At 64.9% G+C, this 723-nt stretch carries 1 protein-coding gene; it reads right to left on the bottom strand.

The window, feature by feature from the left end; all coding sequences use genetic code 11:
* Positions 1 to 723, bottom strand: a 723-nt coding sequence (locus EKA13_RS27455) for a DUF6094 domain-containing protein (protein ID WP_245704445.1), incomplete at both ends; no start/stop codon positions are given.

The following is a 723-nucleotide window of genomic DNA, read 5'->3' as shown; positions in this document are numbered from 1 at the left end:
ATGCTCCGGCTCGGCCGGACTGGCGGGGACGATGTACGGCAGGAACGGCCAATCGCTCGGCAGCTCCTCGGCTTCGACTTCGCCAAGCCCAACCTGCAGCAGCAGATTGCGCACGGCCTTGACGCCATCGGGAGCCTGTTCACGCTGTCGCACCCTTCGGCCGAAGATCACCACCTGCTTGAATTGCGTTTCCACCGCTCGGTAGATGCGCAGGTCCGTGTAGTGGCGTGTCAGCCAACCGACCAACTCCGCGTCGAGCACGTAGCCGGGGACGATGAAGACCAGCACGCCGCCGTACTGCAACAGCGACAGCGAACGCTGATAGAACAGCTTTTCGAGGCGGGCACGGCCCTGGCCTTGGTAGCCGATGTTGCCGTTGACGTCCTTGGACAGGTCGCCATACGGCGGGTTGAGCCAGAGCAACCCGAAGGATTGCTTGGAGACCATCGTGTCCATCAGGTCCGCGTGCAGGCAGTGATCGACCAGGCCGCGGGCATGACGTGCCCGCTCCGGGTCGAACTCGACGGCGAACGCCTTGGCCTGCTCGCGCCCGAGGGCATGGGCGGCTTCGGCGATCGCCACGCCTTCGCCGGCGCAGGGATCGAGGATGCACATCGGCCCGTCGCTGGGCATCAGTGCGTTGAGGGCTCTTTCGAGCGTGGGTTCGTCGGTCGGGTAGTAACCGTTCTTGGCGAAATTGCGGGCAAGCCGCGGGAACATGAG

Source organism: Pseudomonas defluvii (genome assembly GCF_001695625.1).
Taxonomy (GTDB): Bacteria; Pseudomonadota; Gammaproteobacteria; order Pseudomonadales; family Pseudomonadaceae; genus Aquipseudomonas; species Aquipseudomonas defluvii.
This window is presented reverse-complemented; position numbering and strand designations above follow the sequence as displayed.